Annotated in this window: 17 protein-coding genes and 1 riboswitch; of the genes, 7 read left to right on the top strand and 10 right to left on the bottom strand. The window is 65.9% G+C overall.

Annotated features, from left to right (window positions below; genetic code table 11):
- Positions 1-10 precede the first annotated feature (10 nt).
- Positions 11-2488 carry an acyl-CoA dehydrogenase gene (locus tag D0Y85_RS15540; protein WP_117311066.1) on the bottom strand — a complete coding sequence of 826 codons (2478 nt, stop codon included), beginning with the start codon at positions 2486-2488 and terminating at the stop codon, positions 11-13.
- The gene (locus tag D0Y85_RS15535) at positions 2485-3402 is read right to left on the bottom strand and encodes an alpha/beta fold hydrolase (protein WP_117311064.1); all 918 of its coding nucleotides are present in this window, start codon (positions 3400-3402) and stop codon (positions 2485-2487) included. The genes D0Y85_RS15540 and D0Y85_RS15535 overlap by 4 nt, the downstream gene beginning before the upstream one ends.
- Before the next feature lie 142 nt (positions 3403-3544).
- On the opposite strand from D0Y85_RS15535, the gene D0Y85_RS15530 reads away from it, so the two are divergent.
- Positions 3545-4147 (top strand): TetR/AcrR family transcriptional regulator, encoded by a 603-nt coding sequence (locus D0Y85_RS15530; RefSeq protein WP_025877807.1) that lies wholly within the window; start codon positions 3545-3547, stop codon positions 4145-4147.
- Between the two features lie 138 nt (positions 4148-4285).
- On the opposite strand, the gene D0Y85_RS15525 is transcribed toward D0Y85_RS15530, so the two are convergent.
- From D0Y85_RS15525 to D0Y85_RS15515, 3 genes are all read right to left on the bottom strand, one after another.
- Positions 4286-7030, bottom strand: a complete 2745-nt coding sequence (locus tag D0Y85_RS15525) for a TonB-dependent receptor (protein ID WP_117311062.1) — start codon at positions 7028-7030, stop codon at positions 4286-4288.
- Between the two features lie 374 nt (positions 7031-7404).
- The gene (locus D0Y85_RS15520) at positions 7405-8259 is read right to left on the bottom strand and encodes a hypothetical protein (RefSeq protein ID WP_117311061.1); all 855 of its coding nucleotides are present in this window, start codon (positions 8257-8259) and stop codon (positions 7405-7407) included.
- A 120-nt stretch (positions 8260-8379) separates the two neighbouring features.
- Positions 8380-9273 (bottom strand): Hsp33 family molecular chaperone HslO, encoded by an 894-nt coding sequence (locus D0Y85_RS15515; protein ID WP_117311060.1) that lies wholly within the window; start codon positions 9271-9273, stop codon positions 8380-8382.
- Between the two features lie 77 nt (positions 9274-9350).
- Between D0Y85_RS15515 and mtgA the strand changes: the two genes are divergently transcribed.
- The 3 genes from mtgA to D0Y85_RS15500 all read left to right on the top strand — a co-directional run bounded on the left by mtgA (position 9351) and on the right by D0Y85_RS15500 (position 11616).
- Entirely contained in the window at positions 9351-10100 is a 750-nt protein-coding gene (mtgA, locus tag D0Y85_RS15510) for a monofunctional biosynthetic peptidoglycan transglycosylase (RefSeq protein ID WP_117311059.1), read from the top strand.
- 105 nt (positions 10101-10205) lie between these two features.
- Entirely contained in the window at positions 10206-11225 is a 1020-nt protein-coding gene (locus tag D0Y85_RS15505; RefSeq protein WP_117311058.1) for a glycosyltransferase family 2 protein, read from the top strand.
- Entirely contained in the window at positions 11185-11616 is a 432-nt protein-coding gene (locus tag D0Y85_RS15500; RefSeq protein ID WP_117311057.1) for a CBS domain-containing protein, read from the top strand. Before D0Y85_RS15505 ends, D0Y85_RS15500 begins: the two co-directional genes overlap by 41 nt.
- 567 nt (positions 11617-12183) lie before the next feature.
- On the opposite strand, the gene D0Y85_RS15495 is transcribed toward D0Y85_RS15500, so the two are convergent.
- The 4 genes from D0Y85_RS15495 to D0Y85_RS15480 all read right to left on the bottom strand — a co-directional run bounded on the left by D0Y85_RS15495 (position 12184) and on the right by D0Y85_RS15480 (position 17569).
- Positions 12184-14109 carry an AsmA family protein gene (locus tag D0Y85_RS15495; RefSeq protein WP_229291399.1) on the bottom strand — a complete coding sequence of 642 codons (1926 nt, stop codon included), beginning with the start codon at positions 14107-14109 and terminating at the stop codon, positions 12184-12186.
- Positions 14110-14270: 161 nt separating this feature from the next.
- Positions 14271-14909 (bottom strand): hemolysin III family protein, encoded by a 639-nt coding sequence (locus D0Y85_RS15490; RefSeq protein ID WP_025877819.1) that lies wholly within the window; start codon positions 14907-14909, stop codon positions 14271-14273.
- A gap of 96 nt (positions 14910-15005) precedes the next feature.
- The gene (locus D0Y85_RS15485; protein WP_117311055.1) at positions 15006-16610 is read right to left on the bottom strand and encodes a peptide chain release factor 3; all 1605 of its coding nucleotides are present in this window, start codon (positions 16608-16610) and stop codon (positions 15006-15008) included.
- Positions 16611-16684: 74 nt separating this feature from the next.
- A complete protein-coding gene (locus D0Y85_RS15480) occupies positions 16685-17569 on the bottom strand; it encodes a M23 family metallopeptidase (protein ID WP_117311054.1) in 885 nt (294 codons plus the stop codon).
- Positions 17570-17707: 138 nt separating this feature from the next.
- Positions 17708-17826, top strand: a riboswitch (SAM riboswitch).
- 76 nt (positions 17827-17902) lie between these two features.
- On the opposite strand from D0Y85_RS15480, the gene D0Y85_RS15475 reads away from it, so the two are divergent.
- The 3 genes from D0Y85_RS15475 to D0Y85_RS15465 are packed head-to-tail and all read left to right on the top strand — an operon-like array spanning position 17903 to position 21230.
- A complete protein-coding gene (locus tag D0Y85_RS15475; RefSeq protein ID WP_117311053.1) occupies positions 17903-18934 on the top strand; it encodes a homoserine O-succinyltransferase in 1032 nt (343 codons plus the stop codon).
- On the top strand, positions 18931-20166 hold the full coding sequence (locus D0Y85_RS15470; RefSeq protein WP_117311052.1) for an O-succinylhomoserine (thiol)-lyase: 1236 nt from the start codon (positions 18931-18933) through the stop codon (positions 20164-20166). The genes D0Y85_RS15475 and D0Y85_RS15470 overlap by 4 nt, the downstream gene beginning before the upstream one ends.
- Positions 20163-21230 carry a homoserine dehydrogenase gene (locus tag D0Y85_RS15465; RefSeq protein ID WP_117311051.1) on the top strand — a complete coding sequence of 356 codons (1068 nt, stop codon included), beginning with the start codon at positions 20163-20165 and terminating at the stop codon, positions 21228-21230. Before D0Y85_RS15470 ends, D0Y85_RS15465 begins: the two co-directional genes overlap by 4 nt.
- Before the next feature lie 90 nt (positions 21231-21320).
- Here the strand turns inward: D0Y85_RS15465 and D0Y85_RS15460 are convergent, their stop codons facing one another.
- A complete protein-coding gene (locus D0Y85_RS15460; protein WP_117311050.1) occupies positions 21321-22316 on the bottom strand; it encodes an alpha/beta hydrolase in 996 nt (331 codons plus the stop codon).
- Positions 22317-22371 lie beyond the last annotated feature (55 nt).

The raw sequence follows: 22371 nt of genomic DNA, 5'->3' as shown, positions 1-22371 counted from the left end.
TCGCGGGCGATCAGGCCGCCTGCGAGTGCGGGTCCTTGTTCTGGCGGTCGTAGTAGCTGGCCGCGCGCAGTTCGTGGGTGTCGAAATCGTCCACGGTGATGGTGTCCAGGGTCAGCGTACGCAGCTCTTCCAGCAGGCTGCGCTCGTCCTGGGTGATCACGCCTTCGGCCACGGCCTCGTCGAGCTGGCTGTTGAAGTCCAGCGCCTCGATGCCCTTGCTCTTCAGTGCCTTCAGGAACTTGCGCTCGACCGGCTCGGCCATGATCGCCTTGCTCAGGTAGCTGTTGATGCGGCCACCCGGGTTGTTCTCGCAAGGGGTCAGGAACACGCCGCTGGCGAGGCGGTCGCGGGCTTCGTTGGGTGCCATCAGCAGCGCAGCCACGCGACGGCTCAGGCGGTCACCGGGCGCCTCGGCACGACGGCCCAGCGGGAAGATCAGTGCCCACATCAACCAGCCGATCGGACGGATCGGGAAGTTGCGCAGGGCGGCCGACAGCGATTCCTCGATCTTGTGCACGCTGTCATGGAAGGCCCAGGCCAGCAGCGGCTGGTCGGCCTGCGGCGCGCCTTCGTCGTGGTAACGCTTGAGCATGGCGCTGGTCATGTAGACATGGCTCAGCACGTCGCCCAGGCGGCCGGACAGCGATTCCTTGAACTTCAGCTTGCCGCCGAGCGTCATCATCGAGATGTCGGCCATCAGCGCCAGGTTGGCCGAGTAACGGTCCAGCTTGCGGAAGTAACGGCGGGTGTAGGCATCGCCCGGGGCAGCGCCGAAGCGTGCGCCGGTCAGGCCGAACCAGAACGAACGAACAGCATTGGAGATGCCGTAGCGGATGTGGCCGAACAGGCTGCGGTCGAAGTCCTGCAGGCCGGCACGGGTGTCCGGGTCCTGCGCGGCCTTCATTTCCTTCAGCACCCACGGGTGGCAGAGGATCGCGCCCTGGCCGAAGATCAGCAGGCTGCGGGTCATGATGTTGGCGCCTTCCACCGTGATGGCGATCGGCGCGGCCTGCCAGCTGCGGCCGGCGAAGTTGCGCGGCCCCAGGATGATGCCCTTGCCGCCGATCACGTCCATCATGTCCGAGATCACTTCGCGACTCATGGTGGTGCAGTGGTACTTGGCGATCGCCGACGGCACCGACGGCACGTCACCGCGGTCCACGGCAGCGGCGGTGGCCTGCGACAGCGCGCTGATCTTGTACGCCTTGCCACCGATGCGGGCCAGCGCTTCTTCCACGCCTTCGAAGCGGCCGACCGACAGGCCGAACTGCTTGCGGATGCGCGCATAGGCGCCGGTGACTGCGGCACCGGCCTTGGCACCACCGCTGGCGGTGGATGGCAGGGTGATCGAACGACCCACGGCCAGGCACTCGTTGAGCATGTTCCAGCCCTTGCCGGCCATCGCAGCGCCACCGATCAGCTGGGTCAGCGGAATGAACACGTCCTTGCCGCGGATCGGGCCGTTCTGGAACGTCGAGTTCAGCGGGAAGTGGCGACGGCCGATCTCGACGCCGGCGGTCTCGCGTGGCAGCAGGCCCAGGGTGATGCCGATGTCGCGGGTCTGGCCGATCAGGCCATCCGGATCGTACATGCGGAAGGCCAGGCCGATCAGCGAGGCGACCGGCGCCAGGGTGATGTAACGCTTGTCGAAGGTCAGCTTGACGCCGAGCACCTGCTCGCCGTTCCACTCGCCCTTACAGACGATGCCGTAGTCGGGAATGGAGGTCGCATCGGAGCCGGCGAACGGACCGGTCAGGCCGAAGCAGGGCACTTCGCGGCCATCGGCCAGACGCGGCAGGTACTGGTCCTTCTGTTCCTGGGTGCCGTAATGCACCAGCAGTTCACCCGGGCCCAGCGAGTTCGGCACGCCGACGGTGGAACTGACCACCGACGACACCGAGGCCAGCTTCTGGATCACCTTGTGGTGGGCCAGCGCGGAGAAGCCCAGGCCGCCGTATTCCTTCGGAATGATCATGCCGAAGAACTTGTTCTTCTTGATGAAGGCCCACAGTTCCGGCGGCAGGTCGGCATGGACGTGGGTGATTTCCCAGTCGTTGACCATCGTGCACAGCTGTTCGACCGGGCCATCGAGGAAGGCCTGTTCCTCAGCGGTCAGCTGCGGCTTGGGGTAGTTCAGCAGGATGTTCCAGTCAGGATCACCGGTGAACAGTTCGCCTTCGAAGCCGACCGAGCCGGTTTCCAGGGCGATGCGTTCGGTCTGCGACAGCGGCGGCAGCACCTTGCGGAACACCTTCATCATCGGGCCGGTCAGCAGCGGCTTGCGGATGAACGGCAGCAGCAGCGGCACGGCAATCACGGCCAGTACCGCAGCCGCGACGATCGTGGCGGTCTGGTTGACGTAGGGGATGAACCAGCAGGCCACCAGCAGGGCCACGCTGATCAGCGTCCAGGTCAGCAGGCGCATGCGGTGGTAGGCGACGAACGCGCCTGCCAGCAGCAGGGCGAGGAAGGGAATGACGAGGCTCATGAGCGTGCTCCGGTGACGTGCTCGTTTATGGCGGACGAAGCTGCAGCATCCGCTGCGGGCAACACGTCCAGATAGTCCAACACAGTAGCGGTAAAGGCGTCGTTGTCATCACCGGCGACCATGTGCGTGGCCTGCGGCAACTGTACGTGACGCGCGTGTGGCGCCAATGCCAGGAATTCGGCCACCGTCTGCGGGGTGACCAGATCGCTGCGGCCACCGCTGACCAGCAGCAGCGGGCACTTCACCTGGCGCGCGGCTTCGGCCAGTGCGTCCTGGTGCTGTTCGCTGTCACGGGCCAGTTCGGCCACCAGTCGTGGATCCCAGTGCCAACGCCAGCGGCCGTGGCCGTCATCGCGCAGCAGGGCACGCAGCGAATCCTCGGATTTGCGCGGGCGGTGCGGCATATAGGCCGAAATCACATCCGCAGCCTGCGACAGCGAGGCGAATCCTTGCGGATGCGCGGTCATGAAGGCGAGGATGCGTTCGACGCCAGCGGTATCCCAGCGTGGGGTGATATCCACCAGCACCATGGCCGAGAACAGCCCGGGCCAGCGTGATTCGGCCAACAGGCCGAACAGGCCCCCCATCGAGGCCGCCACCAGCACCGGCGGTCGCGGCTGCTCGCCGGCCAGCACGATCAGGTCATCGGCGAACTGCTCGCCGTGATAAGCCAGGTCGGGCGCATTCCAGTCGGAATCGCCGTGACCGCGGGCATCATAGGCCAGGGTCTGCAGGCCTGCGGCCGACAGGGCTCTGGCCGCGGTCGTCCAGGCGTGGCGGGTCTGGCCAAAGCCGTGCGCGAACAGTACACGCCCGCGCCGGCCGGAGGTGCTGGCGGTTGCCGCCAGCGAGGCGCCGTGGGCAGCCTCCAGACGCAGGTCATGGAACGCAGCGGGAGTAGGGGACATAACCATACTCGTTAGTATGGATCGGTTCTGGCGGAAGTCAATACTGCACGGTATGGTGCGCTGCGAAAATGCCTCTCGGCCCGCCTGCCGACGGTTTCGGCCGCAACCGCGTACTGCAACGAACCCCGGCGTATGGTTAAATCAGCAGATGAATCAACCTGACGCTTCCGCCGGCGAACCGCGTGCCGGCCGCAACAGCCGCCTGAGTGCCGAAGACTGGGCCCAGGCGGCCCTCGATCTGATTGCCGAACAAGGTGTGAGCGCCGTCGCGGTGGAGCCGCTGGCGCGCCGCCTTGGCGTAACCAAGGGCAGTTTCTACTGGCATTTCCCCTCGCGTGATGCACTGCTGCAGGCCGCGCTGGAACGCTGGGAACTGTTCGAGCAGGAACAGGTGTTCGGCAGCCTGGAAGACGTGCCGGATCCACGCGTGCGCCTGCGCCAGCTGTTCCAGATGGTGGCGCACGAAGTGCAGCCGCACATCATCTACAGCGAGCTGCTGAAAGCGTTGGACCATCCGATGGTGCGGCCGGTGATCGACCGCGTGTCGCAGCGACGGCTTGATTACCTGATCGCCTCGTTCCGCCAGGCGGGCCTGAGCTCGACCGATGCACGCCATCGCGCACGCCTGGCCTACGCCGCCTATGTGGGCTTTCTGCAGTTGTCGTTGCAGCTGCAGCAGCCCAAGCAGGCGCGCGAGGATTTCGAAGCGTATGTCGAGCATCTGATCGACACGCTGATTCCGAACGGCTGAGGCGTTCTTCATCGCTGGATGCAGAAAGGCCGCGGCACTGCCGCGGCCTTTTTCGTTGGTGTTGACGCCAGCAACGAACGTACAAAAAACAACGGCCCCTTGCGGGGCCGTTGCTGCATCAGCCGATCAGTGGAGCGATCAGAACTTCTGCTTGTACTGCATGTACATGTAGCGGCCCGGCAGGTCGTACTGCGGGTCGAACATGTTGTACGAGACCAGGTAGGAAGTCGGCGGCTGCTTGTCCCAAACGTTGTTCAGGCCCAGCATGATCGTGCCCTTCCACGGGGTGTTGTAACGGAATTGGATGTCGTGATACGTGGTGGACGCAATGTGGTTCTTGCGGCCTTCCGGATCCGAGCAGTACGCGCGGGTGGCTGCACCCAGCAGGCAATCTTCGGTCATGCCGGACTTGTAGCGCAGGCCGTAGTTGACACCGAAATCGCCCATGGACCAGTCAACATACAGGTTGGAACGGATACGCCAATACGGATCCTGATCCAGGTAGCGGCCCTGACGGCCGTCAACCGGTGCGTCTTCGGTCGACTTGGTTTCCCACTTGCTCAGGTACGTGCCGTCGAGGCTGACGGTGAACTGACCAATCGAGGTCTCCGGCAGCTTGTACAGTACGCCCAGATCCCAGCCCTCAACCTTGTACGAGGCCAGATTCATCAGCGGCATGTCGACGTTGGTAATGGTGTAGCGCTCGTCGGCGGTGCCGTAGTTGGGATCACGCGTGATCAGGCCGCAGTACGCAGCCTGCTGCTGTGCAGTACCGCCGTAGCAACGGTCCATGATGTCGCCGATCGCCGGACGGGTGATGGCGTCTTCGATCTTGATCTGCCACCAGTCCAGGGTCACGTTCAGACCAGTGACGAAGCTCGGGCTCCACACCAGGCCCAGTGTCTTGCTGGTCGAGGTTTCCGGCTTCAGGTCCGGGTTGGACTTCCAGGTGAACGGCTCGACCGTCTGCAGCGGACCTGCCTCGCCATCGGTATTCGGCTGGACCAGGTTCGAAGGAACGCCTTGGGCAATACACTGAGCCAGCACCGCGCCGGTCGGATTGTTGGCCCTTGCGCACGGATCAGCGTAGGTTTCGAACGAATCGGTATCGCCGCGATACAGGTTGTTGATGCTCGGAGCGCGGAAGCCTTCGGAGTAGTTACCACGCACCATCAGGTCGTCGATCGGCTTCCAGCGGAAACCGAACTTGTTGTTGGTGGTGTTGCCGAAGTTGCTGTACTTCGAGTAGCGCGTAGCTACGCTGAAGTCGAGCAGCTTGGCGCCCGGCAGGTCAGCCAGCACCGGGATCGACAGTTCGAGGAAGAACTCGTCCAGGTCGTAGGAGCCCTTGGTCGGGGCAGCGCCGTTGCCGGTGCTCAGGCCAGATGCGATGAAGGCGTCCGGATCGAACTGACCACTTTCCTTGCGGCCTTCATAACCGGCTGCGAAGCCCAGCGCACCGGCCGGCAGCTGCACGATCTCGCCGGAGATGTTGGCGTAGTAGCTCTTCGACACCAGGCTGGCCGAATCGTGCGCAGTGAACGAGGTGTAGTCCAGTGCTTCCTGCGAGATCGAGCCGAGGCCGCCGAGCGGATTGATAGGCGCACAACCTGGAATGACGGCGCCACCGGCGGTGAGGCAGACCGCCTTGCCGTCACGCATGGCGGACGGACCATACGCCTCTTCCAGACGCTGGATGTTGAACAGACCGTAGGTCAGGTCGTTCTGGTCGGTCTTGTCGTAACGGTAGCCGACATCCCAGTCGAAGTTGCGGTCGGCGAATTCGAAGAAGCCTTCGAAGCCACCGTAGAAGTGCCAGTTCTTGACGTTCTGGTTGAACGAGCGGCCGCCGGTCTCATTGAAGCGACGGTTGACACCGGTCAGCTCCACGCCATACGGGTTGTACATGCTGTCCGCGCTCAGGTCCATGCCGGTCACCGGCATGGCCGCCAGCAGCTGCTCTGACTTGCGCTCGTTGTACATCGCCTCGGTGCGGAAGGTGATGTTGTCGGTGATGTTGTACGAACCGGTGGCGAACAGCGAGGTGCGCTCGTTCGGGGTCAGCAGGTAGTTGTCCGGCGCGGTGTTGTAACCGTGCACATTGCTGACGAACGGGGTTTCCACGCCGTTGATGATGACGTAGCGCCTGTCGTTGCGGACATAGGAGCCGGGGATGCCGGTGCCGCTCTGGCCGCTGAAGAACGGCGGGCCACCGGCGGAGATCTTGCGATCACCTGCCATGACTTCCTTCTCGTTCACATAGGACACGCCCAGCACCAGCGATGCGCGATCGGTGGTGGTGCCGATGGTGAAGTCGGCGGCCTCACGCTCGCCGTCGCCGTCGCTGTACTGGCCCTTGTAGAAGTTCGCCTCGGCGCCGTCGAAGTTCTGCTTGGTGATGATGTTCACCACGCCGGCGATGGCATCCGAACCGTAGATGGTCGAAGCACCGTCCTTCAGGACGTCGATGCGCTCGATCATCGCGGTCGGGATGGTGTTCAGGTCGACGCTGCCGTCCAGGCCGGTGGTCCAGCGGCGACCGTTGACCAGCACCAGGGTGCGCTCGGCGCCCAGGTTGCGCAGGCTGACGCCGGCCGAACCGTCACCGCCGTTGTTGAACGTACGGTTCAGGGCAGCACCGTTGGCGGCAACGCGCTGCAGGATGTCGGCGACCGAGGTCACGCCCTGCTTTTCGATGTCGGCACGGGTCAGGCTCAGCACCGGCTGCGAGGTTTCGATGTCGGTGCTCTTGATGCGCGAACCGGTCACCGAGATGCGATCCAGGTTGGTCGCTTCCTGCGCCTGGGCCGTTACGGACGTCGCCGCACCGGCGATCAGCGCGACGACGACAGCGTCACGCAGCTTGTTGGACTGGAAATTCATTGGCTCTCTCTCTCCAAGAAATCTTGGCTGGGGTAGTGCCTGCGCGGCGGGGCCAAAAATGAGGCTCCAAAATCGCGAGGCTGAATCGATAGTAACGGCCCTCAACCAAAAATTAAAGCTGTGTTAATTCACACTGTGATTACAGATGAATGCGCTTGGATCTGTTTAATTTCAATGAGTTACTCGGCCCTTCGTGGCATCGCTGCACCTTCCGGCGGCCTCTGCAGCAGAAAAAAGTTTCAGTTGATGCATGTCGCGATGTATCCGTTTGTAACGGATGAGGGCTTCTCGCACTTGACAGGTGCGTCCAGAAACAATTCGGGCGCCCCAGGGCGCCCGATGTTGAACACAGCGTGTTGGCAATCAACGATCGACTACAGATCCTGCTCGTAGCGCACGTACGGCACGGTGCCGTCATCGTTGCTTTCGTTGCGCGGGGAGAACGGGTTCTTGCCGCGGCTGATCACGTTTTCCGCGCCGACGGTGAGCTGGCCGGACCACGGGGTGCGCCAGGTCAGGCCAATGCCCAGGCCTTCCCACTTGCCGGGCTTGCCGGGAACGTCCACCACGCGGCCGATGATGCTGCCGCTGAAATTGCCGTAGCCGGCGCCCAGGCTCAGGCTCTTGCTGTCCCAGCGGTCAACGAGGGCCGGCGAGGCGTCGGCCAGGGGGACAAGGCGTGCCTTGGCATACGTTCCGGCGATGGAGACGAAGCCTTCGCGACCGATGTTCTTCTGCGCGAATACGGTCAGGTCATTCTGTTCGGCGCGCAGCGCCGGGGTCTTGCTGGGCGTCGCCAGCCAGGCGGGCAGGGTCTCGCGGCCGGTGCCGGCAGTGATTCCCAGGCGGCCGGTACCACGGTTGAGCGCGGCGGTGCCGGTCAGGCGCCGGTTGGAGCCGATGGCGTCATCGTCGTCGCCCAGGCTGGCCAGCATGCAATGGCTGGCCAGTCCGCTGATGCTGGAGCCGCTGCTGCTGTTGCACAGCAGGCCGAGCGAGTCGCCCGAAGACAGGCCGAACGCAGCATCGAGCGAATTGCGGCCGAAATGCCAGCGTGCGCCCACGGCCTGCTCGCCGGTCGGTTCCAGGTACAGCAGGGCCTCGACCTTGCCACTGCCCTTGTTCCAGACCGGAATGACGGTGCGGGTGTCCTTGCTCTGCGCGTGCACGCCCGTGATCGCGCCAAGGGCGATCAGCAGGGCCAGCGGTAGACGCAGGAAGGTACGCATCGGACCAGTTCAGACAGGGACGGGCAGTGAAAGTTCCCGCTGGGGCGGGAACTCGATCCTAGGGTGTTTATGAATTCTTAACAAGCCTTGTTCCTCCCCAGATACAAGACTCATTGGGTATTACTGAAGTCGTTCAGGTGCCGGTACAGCCCCCTGGGCACCGTGGAACAGTATGCCGAACTCCGTCAACGGAAAGTGATACTCCTGTCCGCAGAATTCGCAACGCACGTCCACCGCGCCGGTGTCTTCGGCAGCCGCACGGGCCTCTTCCTCGCCCAGCGAGACCAGCATCGAGGCGACCCGTTCACGCGAACAGGAGCACGCGAAGGACAGGGCCTTGTCACCCACCCGTTCCGCCTTCTCCTCGTGGAACAACCGGTGCAGCAGTTCCTCGGCCGGGGTGGCCAGCAGCTCCGCCTTGCCCAGGGTGTCGAACAGCGCGCTGGCGCGGGACCAGCCATCGTCGTCGCCTTCATCGCCCGGCAGCTTCTGCAGCAGCAGGCCGGCAGCACCGTCGCGGCCGGCGGCCAGCAGCAGCCGCGTCGGCAACTGCTCGGACTGGCGGAAGTAGTCTTCGAATGCTTCATCCAGTTCCGGCGCGGTCAGTGCCACCAGGCTCTGGTAGCGCTGCGGTTCGCGCGGGTCCAGGCCGGGATTCTCGATGGTGATGGCCAGCAGGGCGTCCCGGCCCAGGTCGGTCAGGTCGCGGGGGGCGTCACCGCCCTCGGCAATCTGGACGATGCCGCGCAGGGTGCCAGCGGCGGTGCATTCGGCGAACAGGGTACGCAGCGCGGTAGTGCTGCGCAGCTGGATCGACAGGCGGCCGTCGACCTTGGTGTGGCCGGTGAACAGTGCCGACGCCACGCAGGCTTCGCCGAGCAGTTCGGTGGCGCTGTCCGGATACTCGCCGTGGGACTGGATGTCCTGCCAGGTGGCCTGCAGGCGCACGTGGACGCCACGGACACCGGCGTCGGGGAGCAGGAAACGGATAAGGGAATCGGATTGGGCGGTCATCGGCTCACATCGCGCGGAAACGGGGATGGTTGCCGGATAATGCGCCGACAACCAGGCATAAGAAGGATGCACCAGTAATGGGGGCAGGGGGAGAGCAGGACAAGGTAGTGGCCGCCGCCGACGCGGCACCGCGCGGGCGCTGGCGCTGGAAGCGGCTGCTGTGGCTGCCGGTGCTGTTTGTGGCCTTCAGCTGCCTGCAGGTGCTGGTGCTGCGCTTCATCGATCCGCCGCTGTCCACGGTGATGGTCTGGCGTTTCGGCGAGGCACTGGGTGAAGGCGACTGGTCCTACCGGCTGCACTACCAGTGGCGGGACCTTGACCAGATGGCGCCGAGCCTGCCGATTTCGCTGGTGGCCGCAGAAGACCAACGCTTCCCCGACCACAGCGGGTTCGACCTGCAGGCCATTGAAAAGGCGCGCGACCATAACGCGCGGGGCGGGCGCCTGCGCGGGGCCAGCACGATCAGCCAGCAGGTGGCCAAGAACCTGTTCCTGTGGCAGGGCCGCAGCTGGATCCGCAAGGGCCTGGAGGTCTGGTACACGGTGCTGATCGAAGCCTTCTGGCCGAAGCAGCGGATCCTGGAGATGTACGCCAACATCGCCGAGTTCGGCGACGGTGTGTATGGCGCCCAGGCAGCGGCGCAGACATTCTGGGGCAAGGACGCCGCGCGGCTGAGCCCTGCCGAGAGCGCACGTCTGGCGGCAGTGCTGCCGGCGCCGCGCCGCTACAACGCGGCCAAGCCAGGCCCCTACGTTCAGCGTCGTGCGGCGTGGATCCAGCGGCAGGCACGGCAGCTGGGTGGAGCGGGGTACCTGGCGGAGGACTGAGGGGCCACGACACCAGGTGTCCGTGGTGCCTTCCGATGCGGGAAGCGGGTATTTCGAACGCTGGACTGACGGGCTGCATCCCCGTCAACGACGTACAATCCGGCGATGACTCGTGAGCGTCTTACCTTCGTCATCGCCGCACACAACGAAGAGCTGGTGCTGCCCCAGCTGCATCCGCGATTGTGCGCGGTACTGGACGGCCTGGCCGGAATCGATGGTCACATCCTGTACGTGGATGACGGCAGCAGTGACACGACCTGGTCGTTGATCGCCTCGCTGGCCCAGGCCGACCCGCGGGTATCGGCGCTGAAGCTGTCGCGCAACTTCGGCAAGGAGGCGGCACTGACTGCCGGCCTGGACCATGTGCGTGAAGGCGCGGCGATGATCCTCGACGCCGATGGCCAGGACCCGCCGGAACTGGTGCCGCGCTTTGTAGAGCGCTGGCGCGAAGGCTACGACAACGTCTACGGCACCCGCTTGGTGCGCGACGGTGAGAGTTGGAGCAAACGTGCTGCCGCATCGGTGTTCTACCGGGTCATCGGCAGGCTCTCGCGTACTCCCATTCCGGCCGACACCGGCGATTTCCGCTTGTTGTCACCGCGCGCGCTGAGCGCCCTGCGCGAGATGCGCGAACGGCACCGGTTCATGAAGGGGCTCTTCAGCTGGGTTGGTTTCCGCCGCGTGGCGGTGCCCTATCACCGGCATGCCCGTTTGGCCGGCACCAGCAAGTTCAGCCTGTGGCGGCTGTGGAACTTCGCACTGGAAGGGATCACCGGCTTCTCGACGGTGCCGCTGCGTGCGGCCACCTACATGGGGCTGGCCACTGCGGGGGTGGCCTTCGTGTTCGCCATATGGGTGATCGCCAAGGCAGCCATCTACGGCGACCGGGTGGCCGGGTGGCCGACCATGATGGCGGTGATCCTGTTCCTGGGCGGCGTGCAGCTGATCGCGCTGGGGCTTATCGGCGAGTACCTGGGGCGCCTGTATGAGGAGTCCAAGCAACGGCCGTTGTACCTGGTTGACGCATGGTTGGCCCCTTCCGTGGCAGACTCGGAGCTGCAACCCACCCTGGGAGGGCAGGCAGATGACGTCGGTACGGCAACTGTTGGACGGCAAGTCCCCTGAAGTGCATGCGGTCGCGCCCGGCGCGGCGGTGATCGATGCGATCCGGTTGATGGCGCAGAAGGGCATCGGCGCGGTGCTGGTGATGGAGGGCCCGCGACTGGTCGGGATCCTCTCCGAGCGCGATTACGCACGCAAGATCGTGCTTCACGATCGTTCGTCGCGTGACACCGCAGTGTCGGAAATCATGACCGCGAACGTAGTGACAGTGAGCCCCGGTGAGCAGGTGGAACACTGCCTGCAGCTGGTGACCGATTACCGCATCCGCCATCTGCCGGTGGTCGAGGGTGGGCAGGTACTGGGGGTGATTTCCATCGGTGACCTGGTGAAGTCGGTGATCGATGCGCAGCGGCGCGAGCTGGATCAGCTGCAGCAGTACATCGTGGCGGGGTGAGTTCTTTCGCTGGCGGGCCTGCGGCCCGCCGGCCCGCTTTTTCAAGCAACTGCCAAAGCCAAAGCCAAGGCAGCGCCTGCCTGGCATGCCGGGGAGGCGGAGGGCATGGCCGTGCAGGACACGCCGTAAACCCGTCCATGGGGCTCGATGGCGCCATCCATGGCGCCAACGGTCCTGCACGGCCATGCCCTCCGCCTCAGGACACGTTCCTGCGAGCGCGGCGGCCTTCACCCTGACTATCTGCCGTTGGTAGATGCCAACCTTGGTTGGCACTGCTTTTGATTCTGCTTTCTTCTTTTGATTTTGAATTCCTGCTCCTGTTCCGCGCGCGCAGGGAACTGTCCGAAGCCGGAGCAAGGCGGCAGGCAGGACCGTGAGGCGCATGGATGCGCCGACCGAGCCACCATGGGTGAGGGCGCTTTGCTTGCGAAGCACTGCTTCGCAAGCGCCCGAACGCACAGCCGCCAGCGGCTGGGCCGGGCCGCGGAGCGGGGTTTACGGCGTGTCCTGCCTGTCGCCTTGCTTCGGCTCTCCGCACGGAAAACAAAGGCGCCGCGAACGCCCGCTCTACTTCGCGTAGTGCCCACCGCAGTCGGCATCCTTGCCCGGCCCCAGTTCGATGGTGGCCAGCAGTGCCGCCGGCGGCGCGATGCTGCCCAGCGTCAACGCCACCGCACCCCGGATGCCCAGCGCCTTGAAATCCGGGCGGAACGACGGGTCCTTGAAGGTGCCGCCGATGCGCAGCGGCGAGCGCAGCACCAGGATGCTCCTGTCCTTGGGACGTGGCTTCAGCAGCAGGTCCAGCGTTTCATCGCGCAGGCTGACATCGCCCTCGCCGAGGATGATCGTATCGGTGGTGTCCACTGCCATCGACCGGGTATGCATCAGGCCCTCGCGCACGCCGAAGTCGGCGAAGGCGCAGCGCAGCGGAATCTGTTTGTCGCCGGTGAACAGGAATTTCAGCGACTCGGTGATATCCAGTCCCGCCACTTCCATCAGCAGGTTGCCGACATGGCCGCGGCCCATGCCCAGCGCCACGTCGCCGCTGCTGCTGCCGAGCATCGCTGCGATCGAGTTGCCGTTGCCGGTCAGATCAATGGCACCGCTGATACCCCCCTTGGCCTGCTCGGCGAGCTTGGCGTCGGGGAACAACTGGCCCAGCTGCACACCGCGCACGCTGGCCTTCAATGAGGTTGCGATCTGTGGCCGACGTGCATCCATGCGGATCGTGCTGCGGACGTCGCCACCGGCAACGCCGAAGTTCAGCGGGTCCAGCCGCAGTACACCATCGTCCAGCAGCAGGTGTGCATCCATGTCGTCCAGCGGCAGCTTCGGTGCATTGATGCGCTGCGCCTTCCAGCGTACGTCCGCGTCCATCGCGCGCAGCTTGCCCAGGTTGTACGGCGTGGCCGGCAGCACTTTGGCGCTGGCGGCCACGCGCGCAGCGTCGGCTCGCTGTTCTGCATTGGCGGTCTCGCCGCCGCCGGTCTTCGGGGGCGCACCGACGAAGCCTGCAAGGTCATCGAAATCGAGGCGGCGCGACACCAGGTTCGCGGTCATCCGTGGGCGTTCCCTGGAGACATCGAACTGCACATCGCCGCCCAGGTCGCTGTCGCCGACTTTGCCGGTGAAGCGCTCGTAGCGCCACACCTGATGATCGCGCTTCAGGCGGCCATCCAGTGCGTAGGGCGGGGAGGGCGGAATGGCGATGCCCAGCAATGGATACAGGTCGGCCAGGTCTTGACCGCTCAGCGCGAACTGCAGGTCGAATACCTGCAGCTGGAACGGGTTGGTCAAGGTGCCGCTGGCAACGGCACGGGTGGCACCGGCGCGGCCATCCAGATGGATGCGGAAGGGATGGGCGCTGTCGGTCAGTTCCAGCGGCGATTCGGTGCCGCCGCTCAGGGTAAAGGGATTGCCCTGCCAGCGGCCCTTGCCAGCCACCAGCAACGGTGGTGCCGCATCGGCCTGTTTCGGTTGCCCGCTGCGCACGTTCACCAGGATGTCGGTGCGGCCGAGTGCGTCGAGGAACTGCAGGCGACCGTCGTCGATGAGCAGGCGCTTGAGCTGCGGCGTGGCGCCCCCCTTGCTGTCGCCGAGGAAGTCCCAGTTGCCGGGGTCGCCTTTGCGCGGGGCGGTTTCCAGCAGTACGTCCGGGCGGGTCAGGCGCACTTCGGGCAATTGCACGCTGCCCCGCAGCAGCGGCCACACCCGTATGTCGATTTCGACCCGGTCGGCGCTGACCATGGTGGGCTGCTTTGCCCAGGGCGCATTGGCGAAGGTGAGGGTATCGGCGCGCACGGTGCTGGTGCGACCGAGGTCGACATCCAGGTTGCCGATGTGCAGCGCACGGCCGGTGCGCGCATTTACCGCGCGTTCGACCGGGCCCTTGAACCAGTTCCAGTCCCACAGAGCGATGAGGACCAGGATCGCCGCGAGCAGGAACACCAGCACGGCCAGCCAGCGCTGCCCGCGTGGGCCGGGGCGACGCAGGCGCCAGCGCGACGCCTTGGGATCAGCAGGAGCAGAGGCAGCATTCACGCTGCCATGGTTGCCCCGTCGGGGTGGACGGGGCGCGAAGCGATCATGTGCACCGTGTGCAGGGCCAGTGCCTGCTCGCCGGCCAGGGGCCTGGCGTTACCGCCAATACGGGGTCACAGCACCTGGCGGGTCACGGCGACGAAGTGGCAGACGCTGCCGCCGATCACGAACAGATGCCAGATGGCATGCGAATAGGGGATGGATTCGCGGTGGTAGAAGTACGTACCCAGCGTATAGGACAGGCCACCGCCGAACAGCCAGGCAAGCGTTCCGCCATCGATCGAGGCCCACATCGGCTTGATCGCCACCACCACCAGCCAGCCCATGGCGATGTAGATCACCGTGGACAGCAGCTTGAAGCGGCCGGTGTAGAACAGCTTGAACACCACGCCGCCGAGCGCCAGCGCCCAGATCGCGGTGAACATGCCCCAGCCCCAGGGGCCGCGCAGGCCGATCAGGGTGAACGGGGTATAGGTACCGGCGATCAGCACATAGATCGCGCAATGGTCGAACACCTTCAGGCGGCCCTTGGCCTGCGGGTGCTGGATGGCGTGGTACAGCGTGGAGGCGGTGTACAGCAGCAGCAGGGCGATGCCGAATACGATCGCGCTGGCCAGCTGCCAGCCATCGCCGTAGATCGCAGCCAGGGTGATCAGTACCGCGCTGGCGGCCAGAGCAAGCACCGCACCCAGCCCGTGGGTCAGGGCGCTGGCAATTTCTTCGCGGATCGAATCAACGGAAGTCGTGGACATGGCATGGGCATCGTCTGCAGGGAGGGGGACCTGCACCCCCCTATCATCGCCGCGATGGCGGGCGCGTGCACCCCCGCCACCGTATGGTCGCTGCAATCAGTTGCCGGTGACCGTATGCGCGGCTTCACGGGTTGCCGAGAAACGCACGTCCGGCGCACGTTCCTGCGCCAGCTGCAGGTTGACCCGGGTCGGCGCCAGGTAGACCAGGTGGCCGGCCGCGTCGAGGGCCAGGTTCAGCGCGTTCTTCTCGCGGAACTCCTCCAGCTTCTTCTCGTTGCTGCAGTGGACCCAGCGCGCCGTGGTCACGCCGACCTGCTCGAAGGTGGCTTCCACGCCGTATTCGTCCTTCAGGCGGTAGGCAGCCACATCGAACTGCAGCACGCCCACCGCGCCCAGGATCAGGTCGTTGCTGGTCAGCGGACGGAAGAACTGGGTGGCGCCTTCCTCGGACAGCTGTGCCAGGCCCTTCTGCAGCTGCTTGAGCTTGAGCGGATCGCGCAGGCGGGCGCGACGGAACAGTTCCGGGGCGAAGTTGGGGATGCCGGTGAAGGTGATCGCCTCGCCTTCGGTGAAGGTGTCGCCGATGGAGATCGTGCCGTGGTTGTGAATGCCGATGACATCGCCCGGCCAGGCCTCGGCGGCGATTTCACGGTCGCTGGCCATGAAGGTCAGCGCATTGGCCAGCTTCATCTCCTTGCCGGTGCGCACGTGCAGGGTCTTCATGCCGGCAGTGAACCGGCCCGAGCAGACGCGCATGAAGGCCACGCGGTCACGGTGCTGCGGGTCCATGTTGGCCTGGATCTTGAACACGAAGCCGGTCAGCTTCTGCTCCTGCGGGGCGATATCGCGGCCGGTGGTGGAGCGCGCCTGCGGCGACGGTGCGTGTTCGACGAAGAAGTCCAGCAGCGGCTGCACGCCGAAGTTGTTCACGCCCGAACCGAAGAACACCGGGGTCTGCTTGCCGGCCCGGTAGGCCTGCAGGTCGAACGGATGGCTGGCACCCTGCACCAGTTCCAGTTCGTCGCGCAGATCGGCCAGCATGCGCTCGCCGATCTTCTCGACCAGCCCGGGTGAATCGATCGACGGAAAGATGGTCGAATCCTGACGGGTGAAGTTGCGGCCCTGCTCGTACAGATGCACTTCGCCGGTGATCAGGTGGACCACGCCCTTCAGGCGCTGGCCCATGCCGATCGGCCAGGTGACCGGTGCGCACTGGATGCCGAGCACGCTTTCAACCTCGTCCAGCAGGTCGATCGGCTCCTTGCCCTCGCGATCGAGCTTGTTGATGAAGGTCATGATCGGGGTGTCGCGCAGGCGGCACACTTCCATCAGCTTGATGGTGCGCTCTTCCACGCCCTTGGCCACGTCGATCACCATCAGCGCCGAGTCCACCGCGGTCAGCACGCGGTAGGTGTCCTCGCCGAAGTCGGCGTGGCCCGGGGTGTCGAGCAGGTTGATGATCTTGCCTTCGTACGGGAACTGCATCACCGAGGAGGTGACGGAGATGCCGCGCTCCTTTTCCAGCGCCATCCAGTCCGAGGTGGCGTGGCGGGCAGCCTTGCGGCCCTTCACCGAGCCGGCCATCTGGATCGCGCCTCCGAACAGCAGCAGCTTTTCGGTCAGCGTGGTCTTGCCGGCGTCAGGGTGGGAAATGATGGCGAACGTGCGGCGACGCGACGCTTCGGTGGCGACTTCGGACATGGCAGTGGCGCCCGCACGGGGCGCTTTTCAAAGAGATAAGCGCCCGATTATACCGGCCTGCCGGCGTCGGCGGGTCAGCGCCCGGCGCTGGCGTCCCCGCTGCCCTCACGGGCGAAGTGCAATTCGCCCTGCGGGGCGAGGATGCGCACCGGCACCGAGCGCAGCGCCATGCCCCGGTTGAGCTGCACCACGAAGTGCAGGTGCGGTGCGGTGCTGTAGCCACTGTTGCCGGACAGGCCGATCGGCTGCCCGGCCTGCACGGCCTGGCCGGGACGCACGCGCATGCCGCCGGCCTGCAGGTGGGCGTACATCGCCATGCTGCCGTCGCTGTGCAGGATACGAACGAAGTTGGCGCGTCCGGCATCGCGTTCACGGTCCAGGCCATTGCCGCGGAACCCGTCCTGCACCTGCATCACCGTGCCCTCGCGGGCGGCCAGGACCTGTGTCGCTTCGGGCAGGGCAAAGTCGATGGCGTCGCGATTCTCCTCGTCATCGTGGCTGAACCGGCCTTGCGGCGCCTGGTCCACGCGCAGCTGGACAGCCTCGAACGGCAGGCGGTAGGCGACGTCTTCGGCGCGCGCGGCCGGATTGCCCGGCACCGACTGCAAGCGGAGGTCCAGTTCCTTGCCATTGGAAGGGGAGGGAAGATGGCCCACTACCAGGCTGCCGGTGGCCTGCACCAGTGACTGCAGCGGCAGCCCCTCCACCCGTGTGCCGGGGGCAGCGCGCAGCTCGATCTGCACCGGGCCGGACAGTGGATTGTCGATCCGCGCCTGCCACTGGTCGCCCAGCGACTGCAGGCGCAGGCGGGCCATCGGCGCCGCGTGCGGGGTGGCGCCTGTCGTGCGCGCGGCCGGCGTCTGTGGCACCAGTCCCCAGCCCTGGCGCCAGTCGGCAGCGTTGGCCGTGGCGCTCGCCAGCAGGGGCAGCAACAGCCAGGGCAGGGGGAAGCGGCGCATTGATGGCTCCAGCGATATGGACCGCCGGGACTCTACGCAAGCTGTCGGGATGGTGAAAGGGCAGGACGCTTCGCATTCATCCATCTCTTTATCCGCATGAAGGGATTGACATGCCCGGAAAGGGCTGGCATCGTGACTCCACCATCGAGACCGGCAGAGGGACAGGCCCTTTGAAGCCGGGGCAGCCCGCAGACGCGAAAGCGCCTGCGTAGGTGCCAAATCCTGCGGGGACCGTGGCGTCCACCGAAAGATGGTTCGAACCTGCACCCAACGTGCACTTCGAACGCGAGCCCCGCGAAGGCTCGATGGCCGATTTCCCCAACGGAACCCGCCATGAGCTTCGCCGCCAGCACCGTGCTTCGTCCCGAACCCTTTGTCCCCGTCAGCGTGCCGGTCGATGACCGCGTGCACGCCGAGCGCGGCGAGTTCGCCGCCGTGCTGTCGATGCGTCATGCCGGCCCCTGCCCGGTGCGGCTGCGCTATGAGTGGGTCGGTCCGGTCAGCGCACCGGTGGTGGTGCTGGCCGGCGGCATCTCCGCGCACCGCCATGTGGCCGCCAATGCGCAGTTCAGCGAAAAGGGCTGGGCCGAAGGCCTGGTCGGCAGTGGCCGCGCACTGGATCCGCAGCAGCTGCGCGTGCTCGCGTTCGATTTCATCGGCGCCGACGGTGCGTTGGATGTGCCGATCGATACCGCCGACCAGGCCGATGCGCTGGCGCTGCTGCTGGATCACCTCGGCATCCGCGCGTTGAAGGCATTCGTCGGCTATTCCTACGGCGCGCTGGTCGGCCAGCAGTTCGCGATCCGCCACCGTGCCCGGGTACGACAGCTGGTGCTGGCCAGCGGTGCGCACCGCCCGCACCCGTATGCCGCCGCCTGGCGTGCGCTGCAGCGCCGTGCCGTGGCGCTGGGCCAGCTGCAGTGTGGCGAAGACCACGGCCTGGCGCTGGCCCGCCAGTTCGCCATGCTCAGCTACCGCACACCGGAAGAATTCGGCGAACGCTTCGACGCCGCACCGGAGGTGGTCAATGGCCGCGTCCGCGTCGCGGCCGAAGACTATCTCGACGCGGCTGGTGCGCAGTACGTCGCGCGCACGCCGGTCAATGCCTACCTGCGCCTGTCCGAGTCGATCGACCTGCACCGCGTGGACCCGAGCGCGATCCTGCCGCCGACCGTGGTGGTTGCCGTTGAAGGCGATCGCCTGGTGCCACTTGCCGACCTGGTCGGCCTGGTCGAGGGACTGGGCCCACGCGGCAGCCTGCGCGTGCTGCGCTCGCCCTACGGCCACGACGCCTTCCTGAAAGAAACCGATCGCATCGACGCGATCCTCGCCACCGCCTTCCGCACTTCTGGAGAGTCCGCATGAGCCTGCACGCCGCTGAACCGTCCTGTTGTCGCACCACCGCCGCCGTCCGCGCCGGCATCGACCGGGACACCGCCCATGGCGCGGTCACGCCGCCGATCGTGCTGTCGTCGAACTTCAGCTTTGAAGGCTTCGGCAACAAGCGCCAGTACGACTACACCCGCAGTGGCAATCCCACGCGCGACCTGCTGGGTGAGGCGCTGGCCGAATTGGAAGGCGGCGCTGGCGGTGTGGTCACTGCCACCGGCATGGGCGCGATCAACCTGGTGCTGAACGCGCTGCTGCAGCCCGGCGACACCCTGGTGGTGCCACACGATGCGTACGGTGGCAGCTGGCGCCTGTTCAACGCGCTGGCGAAGAAGGGCCATTTCGAACTGGTCACCGCCGACCTGACCGACCCGCGCGCGCTGGCCCAGGCCCTGGCCACGCAGCCGAAGCTGGTGCTGGTGGAAACCCCGTCCAACCCGCTGCTGCGCATCACCGACCTGCGCTTCGTGATCGACGCGGCGCACAAAGCCGGTGCGCTGGTGGTGGTCGACAACACGTTCCTGTCGCCGGCATTGCAGCAGCCGCTGTCGTTCGGCGCGGACCTGGTGCTGCACTCCACCACCAAGTACATCAACGGCCACAGCGACGTGGTCGGTGGTGCGGTGATTGCCCGCGATCCCGCCGTGCATGAACAGCTGGTGTGGTGGGGCAATGCCCTGGGCCTTACCGGTTCGCCGTTCGATGCGTTCCTGACCCTGCGCGGCCTGCGTACGCTGGATGCACGCCTGCGCGCGCACCAGGAAAACACCGCCGCGATCGTGGCGCTGCTTGATGCGCATCCTGCGGTGGCCAAGGTCTACTACCCGGGCCTGGCCGATCATCCGGGCCACGCCGTTGCCGCGCGTCAGCAGAGTGGTTTCGGCGCGATGCTGTCCTTCGAACTGGCCAGCTGTGCCGGCGATGATCCGCATGCTGCTGTACGTGCGTTCGTCGATGGCCTGCGTTACTTCACGCTGGCCGAGTCGCTGGGAGGTGTGGAGAGCCTGATCGCTCATCCGGCGACCATGACCCACGCCGCGATGACTGCCGACGCACGCGCGGCTGCGGGCATCAGTGAAGGCCTGCTGCGTCTGTCGGTCGGTATCGAGGGTGAGCGCGACCTGCTGGCCGATCTGGGCAGCGCGCTGGCGCGCGCCGAGGCGGTGATCGATGCGGTGGCGCGCGGCAAACAGGTGGCAGACGCATGAGCGCTTTGCCTGTCGAGATTCCGCTGCTGGGTACCGGCCGCCTGGCGCTGCTCGGAACCGGCACCGTCGGTTCGGCCTTCGTGCAGCGCTACCAGGCGTTGCAGGCGCGTGGGCTGGAACTGCCCAGCGTGCAGTGGCTGGCCAATTCACGCACCGCGCTGGCGATCGACCGCGATCTGGCGTTGCCGCTGGAACTGGCACGGCGTGCGCCGCGTGATGGGCAGAGTTTGCCGCCGTGGGCCAGCGCTGAAGGACTGGAGCGTGGCGACGTGGTGGTCGATGCCACCGCCAGCGAAGATGTAGCGGCGCGCCACGTGCAGTGGTTGGCGCGCGGTGTGCACGTGGTGACCGCCAACAAGCTTGGCCGCGGTGCGCAGCTGTCGCGCGCGCAGGCCATTGCCGATCGTTGCGCCGACAGCGGTGCGCGTTACGGCGACAGCGCCACCGTCGGCGCCGGCCTGCCGTTGCTCAGCAGCCTGCGCGCGCTGGTTGCCGGTGGCGACCACATCCATGCCATCGAGGGCGTGCTTTCCGGTTCGCTGGCGTGGCTGTTCAACCGTTATGACGGCCAGTCGCCGTTCTCGGCGGCGGTGCGTGAAGCGCTGGCGGCCGGCTACACCGAGCCGGACCCGCGGCTGGATCTTTCCGGCGAGGATGTGCGCCGCAAGCTGTTGATCCTGGCCCGCAGCAGCGGATTGGCGCTGGACGCGTCGCAGGTGCAGGTCGACTCACTGGTGCCGGATGCGCTGGCTGCGCTGCCGCTGGAAGATGCAGTGAATGCGCTGGAGCAGCTGGATGCGCCGCTGCAGGCACGTTGGCAGCAGGCGCGCGACAACGGCCGGGTGCTGCGTTTTGTCGGGCGCGTCGATGGCGAGGGTGCGCAGGTGGGCCTGCGTGAGCTGGCTGCCGACCATCCGCTGGCGCAGGGCGCGGGCACCGACAACCGCGTGGCCATCCACAGTGATCGCTACCGCGCGCAGCCGCTGTTGATCCAGGGGCCGGGCGCGGGTGCGGAAGTGACCGCAGCGGCGCTGCTGGATGACGTGCTGCGGATCGTGGGGTGAGCCCAGCCGCCGCTGCGCTCGCCGGGCGTGGCCCGGCGCTACCCACGCCGATCCTCTTAGCGCCGGGCCATGCCCGGCGGTTATGTAACTTCAACGCGCCTTGAGCGTCTTCAACAATGCGGCATTGAACTGCTTCGGGTCCTGCACCTGCGGCGAATGGCCCAGTGCCGCGAACTCGACCAGGGTCGAGCCGGGTATCGCCGCCGCTGCCGCTTTGCCCAGTGCCGGGTAGTTGCCCAGCGTTGCCTTCAGCTCGGGCGATGCCTGGTCACGGCCGATCGCCGTGCGGTCCTTCTGGCCGATGAACAAGGTGGTCGGCACCTGCAGGTTCTTCAGTTCGTAGACGACCGGTTGGTTGAACACCATGTCCGAGGTCAGTGCCTGGCTCCAGGCCACCTGCTGCTTGCCCGCGCCTTCGTACATGCCCGACTGCATGCGCGCCCACGGTTCATACGCCGGCTTCCACTTGCCGTCGTAGTACACATCCAGCTGGTAGCGGCGGATGCTGTCATAGCTGATGTTCATTTCGCCGGCATACCACGCGTCCACGCTGCGCCAGGGCACGCCCAGCGCCTTCCAGTCTTCCAGCCCGATCGGATTGACCAGCGAAAGACTGCGCATGTCCTGCGGATACATCAGCGCATAACGGATGGCCAGCATGCCGCCCATCGAATGGCCGACCACGTGCACCGGTACATCACCCAGCTGCAGCTGCTGCAGCAGCGCATGGGTATTGTCGGCCAGCTGCCCGAACGAATACTGGTAGCGCTCGGGCTTGCTGGATTTGCAGAAACCCACCTGGTCCGGCGCGATCACCCGGTAGCCTGCCGCCACCAGCGGCTTGATCGTCTCCTTCCAGGTTGCCGCGCAGAAGTTCTTGCCATGCAGCAGCACCACCACGCCGATCGGCTTCTTCTTCGGCGCAACATCCAGATAGGCCATCTCCAAGGCCTGGCGCTGCGATTCCAGTGCAAAGGTCTTCACTGGATAGCCGTAGTCGAAGCCCTCCAGCCGCGGCCCGTAGGTTGGCGCAGCGAGAGCGGACAGCGGAAGGCAGGCGAGCAGGGCGGTGGCGATCACGCGCATGGGACATTCCGGGGCAGGGGGATGCCCGAGCCTAACCGGAAAACGGTGACGGTGT

Origin of the sequence: Stenotrophomonas sp. G4 (genome assembly GCF_003428825.1) — a bacterium.
Classification (GTDB): domain Bacteria; phylum Pseudomonadota; class Gammaproteobacteria; order Xanthomonadales; family Xanthomonadaceae; genus Stenotrophomonas; species Stenotrophomonas indicatrix.
This window is presented reverse-complemented; position numbering and strand designations above follow the sequence as displayed.

Bases quoted from the DNA above. Each gene is read 5' to 3' on its own strand.
- D0Y85_RS15485 (WP_117311055.1), bottom strand. From the start codon at position 16,610: ATGTCCGAAGTCGCCACCGAAGCGTCGCGTCGCCGCACGTTCGCCATC.
- D0Y85_RS15490 (WP_025877819.1), bottom strand. From the start codon at position 14,909: ATGTCCACGACTTCCGTTGATTCGATCCGCGAAGAAATTGCCAGCGCC.
- D0Y85_RS15470 (WP_117311052.1), top strand. From the start codon at position 18,931: ATGAGCCTGCACGCCGCTGAACCGTCCTGTTGTCGCACCACCGCCGCC.
- D0Y85_RS15500 (WP_117311057.1), top strand. From the start codon at position 11,185: ATGACGTCGGTACGGCAACTGTTGGACGGCAAGTCCCCTGAAGTGCAT.
- D0Y85_RS15525 (WP_117311062.1), bottom strand. From the start codon at position 7,030: ATGAATTTCCAGTCCAACAAGCTGCGTGACGCTGTCGTCGTCGCGCTG.
- D0Y85_RS15480 (WP_117311054.1), bottom strand. From the start codon at position 17,569: ATGCGCCGCTTCCCCCTGCCCTGGCTGTTGCTGCCCCTGCTGGCGAGC.
- D0Y85_RS15460 (WP_117311050.1), bottom strand. From the start codon at position 22,316: ATGCGCGTGATCGCCACCGCCCTGCTCGCCTGCCTTCCGCTGTCCGCT.
- D0Y85_RS15520 (WP_117311061.1), bottom strand. From the start codon at position 8,259: ATGCGTACCTTCCTGCGTCTACCGCTGGCCCTGCTGATCGCCCTTGGC.
- D0Y85_RS15535 (WP_117311064.1), bottom strand. From the start codon at position 3,402: ATGGTTATGTCCCCTACTCCCGCTGCGTTCCATGACCTGCGTCTGGAG.
- D0Y85_RS15540 (WP_117311066.1), bottom strand. From the start codon at position 2,488: ATGAGCCTCGTCATTCCCTTCCTCGCCCTGCTGCTGGCAGGCGCGTTC.
- mtgA (WP_117311059.1), top strand. From the start codon at position 9,351: ATGGGGGCAGGGGGAGAGCAGGACAAGGTAGTGGCCGCCGCCGACGCG.
- D0Y85_RS15530 (WP_025877807.1), top strand. From the start codon at position 3,545: ATGAATCAACCTGACGCTTCCGCCGGCGAACCGCGTGCCGGCCGCAAC.
- D0Y85_RS15505 (WP_117311058.1), top strand. From the start codon at position 10,206: ATGACTCGTGAGCGTCTTACCTTCGTCATCGCCGCACACAACGAAGAG.
- D0Y85_RS15515 (WP_117311060.1), bottom strand. From the start codon at position 9,273: ATGACCGCCCAATCCGATTCCCTTATCCGTTTCCTGCTCCCCGACGCC.
- D0Y85_RS15475 (WP_117311053.1), top strand. From the start codon at position 17,903: ATGAGCTTCGCCGCCAGCACCGTGCTTCGTCCCGAACCCTTTGTCCCC.
- D0Y85_RS15465 (WP_117311051.1), top strand. From the start codon at position 20,163: ATGAGCGCTTTGCCTGTCGAGATTCCGCTGCTGGGTACCGGCCGCCTG.